The organism is Dyella sp., assembly GCF_035685885.1.
Classification (GTDB): Bacteria; Pseudomonadota; Gammaproteobacteria; order Xanthomonadales; family Rhodanobacteraceae; genus Dyella.
This window is the reverse complement of sequence record NZ_DASRZX010000085.1, coordinates 1-2,694: the sequence shown is the minus strand read 5'-3', so window position 1 is coordinate 2,694 and position 2,694 is coordinate 1. Positions and strand designations below refer to the sequence as shown.

Sequence of the window (2,694 nt, the reverse complement as noted above, 5' to 3'; positions counted from 1 at the left end):
GCGACCATCCTGCTCAGCCTGCATCGTGGCGCACTGGACCTCCACTTCTTCGCCGCACTGTCCCTGGTGGCGTGCGTCGTCTCGGCGCTGACCCTGGTGGTGAACATCTGGCGGCCGGTCGCCGCGCTGGGCGGGATCGTGTTTCCGCTGTCCGCACTGCTGCTCGCCGTGGATACGTTTGCCGCGCCGCCCACCGTGCCGCACCCTCTGGAATGGCAGATCACGCTGCACGTGACGGTGGCGCTGCTCGCCTTCAGCGTTCTTTCCATTGCGGCCGTGCTCGCCATCCTGCTGGCTATCCAGGAACGTGCGCTGCGCCATCGCCAGTTCGGGCCGTGGCTGCGTGCACTGCCACCGCTGACGCTGACGGAAACGCTGCTGTTCCGCCTGATCGGTGCCGGTTTCGTGCTGCTGACGCTCACCCTGCTCACCGGCATCCTGTTCGTCGACAACCTGTTTGGCCAGCATCTGGTGCACAAGACGGTGCTGTCGATCATCGCGTGGCTGGTGTTCGGCGCCTTGCTGTTCGGACGCTGGCGCTACGGTTGGCGCGGACGCAGCGCGGTAAACCTCACCCTGATCGGCATGGGTGTGTTGGTGTTGGCCTTCTTCGGCACCAAGGCGGTGCTGGAACTCATCCTGCATCGCATGCCATGAACGCCATCGGCCAGTTCGTTCTCACCCTGTCCTGTCCGGATCGTGCCGGCATCGTGGCGGCGGTGTCGAACCACCTGGCCGCCAACCAATGCAACATCGTGGAAGCCCAGCAGTTCGGCGACGCCGAGACTGGCCGGTTCTTCATGCGCCTGGTGTTCGAAAGCGCCCAGCTCGACCTGGGCAACCTCCAGGCCAGCTTCGAGGCCTTCGCGCCTTCGCTGAAGATGCAGTGGACACTGCGCGATCGCTCGCAGCGCCGTCGCGTCATGCTGCTGGTCTCCCGCTTCGATCATTGCCTCGCCGACACGCTCTACCGCTGGCGCATTGGCGAACTGCCCATGGATATCGTGGGCGTGGTGGCCAACCATCCGATCGAAACGTATCGCCACCTGGATTTGGACGGGATTCCGTTCCACCACCTGCCGGTGGATCGCGACAGCAAGGCACGGCAGGAAGCCGCGCTGTGGTCGCTGATCGAAAGTTCCGGCGCCGAACTGGTCGTGCTCGCACGCTACATGCAGGTGTTGTCCGCGGAGCTTTCGAAGCGCCTGGCGGGCCGCTGCATCAACATCCACCACTCGTTCCTGCCCGGCTTCAAGGGCGCGCGGCCGTATCACCAGGCACACCGCCGTGGCGTCAAGCTGATCGGCGCCACCGCCCATTTCGTGACGGCGGATCTGGACGAAGGCCCGATCATCGAGCAGGACATCGAGCGGGTGACGCACGCGGATACACCCGACGACCTGATCCGTATCGGCCGCGACATCGAACGACGCGTGCTGGCCCGCACGCTGCGCCTGTATCTCGACGATCGCGTGCTGCTCAACGGCAGCAAGACGGTGGTCTTCCATTCCTGACCTGGAGAGACATGTGGAACTGATCGGCATGCTCGACTCGCCCTATGTCCGCCGCGCGGCCATTTCCCTGCGCCTGCTGGGCATTCCGTTTGAGCACCGCTCGCTGTCGGTGTTCCGCAACTTCGACGAGTTCCAGCAGACCAATCCGCTGGTGAAGGCACCCACGCTTGTGTTGGACGACGGTACGCTGCTGACCGAATCCGGCCTGATCATCGATTGGGCCGAATGCACCAGCAGCAAGCCAGCACTGATGCCGAGCGACGCTGCGCAGCGCCTGCGCGCCACACGGCTGACCGGCATCGCCCTCGCCGCCAGCGAGAAGAGCGTGCAGATCGTCTACGAGCACAAGCGCGAGGAAGACAAGCGCGACCAGGGCTGGTTGCGGCGTGTACAGGGCCAGCTGCATTCGGCCTACGACCTGCTGGAGCGCGAACTGGATGGTAAGGACGGATGGCTGTTCGGGGACACGCCGACGCAGGCAGATATCTCGATTGCCGTAGCCTGGGGCTTCACGCAGATCGTCGCGGCGGATGTCATCGATGCGAAGGCGTACCCGAACCTGGTGCGATTCTCGCAGCGGGCGGAGCAGCATCCGGATTTCGCTGCGCTGCCACCGGAATAACCGCAGCTTCCACCGGCAATTGGCCTTTAGCGTGTCGCGTCGATAGCCTGCGACAGGCGTTCCACCGCCACCACTTCCATATCACCGACCTTGCCCTTCTTCGGCGCGTTCGCCTTGGGCACGATGGCTTTGTGGAAGCCGTGGTGCGCCGCTTCCTTGAGGCGCTCCTCGCCGTTGGGCACCGGGCGAATTTCGCCGGACAAACCGACTTCGCCGAATGCGATGGTCTTTTCCGGCAGCGGACGATCGCGCAATGAAGACAACACTGCCAGCAGCACCGGCAGATCAGCCGCGGTTTCCTGCACGCGGATGCCGCCGACCACGTTGACGAACACGTCCTGGTCGTAGGCGGCGACGCCGCCGTGGCGATGCAGCACCGCCAACAGCATGGCAAGGCGGTTCTGCTCCAGGCCCAGCGCCACGCGGCGCGGATTGCCCAGTGAGGATTGATCCACCAGTGCCTGCACTTCCACCAGCAACGGACGCGTGCCTTCGCGCGTCACCATCACCGCGCTGCCCGAAGTCGGACCGCTGTGCGCGGAAAGGAAGATCGCCGAG

At 64.7% G+C, this 2,694-nt stretch carries 4 protein-coding genes; 3 read left to right on the top strand and 1 reads right to left on the bottom strand.

Annotated elements, in window-relative coordinates; translation table 11 throughout:
* The 3 genes from VFG49_RS10435 to VFG49_RS10425 form a co-directional block, all read left to right on the top strand.
* The coding region (locus VFG49_RS10435) for a cytochrome C assembly family protein (protein WP_324860169.1) at positions 1-657 on the top strand (657 nt) is incomplete at its 5' end.
* Complete coding sequence (gene purU / locus VFG49_RS10430; protein ID WP_324860167.1) at positions 654-1,514, top strand: formyltetrahydrofolate deformylase; 861 nt, start codon at positions 654-656, stop codon at positions 1,512-1,514. The genes VFG49_RS10435 and purU, both read left to right, overlap by 4 nt.
* 13 nt (positions 1,515-1,527) lie before the next feature.
* On the top strand, positions 1,528-2,136 hold the full coding sequence (locus tag VFG49_RS10425; protein ID WP_324860165.1) for a glutathione S-transferase family protein: 609 nt from the start codon (positions 1,528-1,530) through the stop codon (positions 2,134-2,136).
* Positions 2,137-2,162: 26 nt separating this feature from the next.
* On the opposite strand, the gene VFG49_RS10420 is transcribed toward VFG49_RS10425, so the two are convergent.
* Positions 2,163-2,694 (bottom strand): magnesium chelatase domain-containing protein (locus tag VFG49_RS10420; RefSeq protein WP_324860163.1); only part of this gene is annotated, 532 nt, incomplete at its 5' end.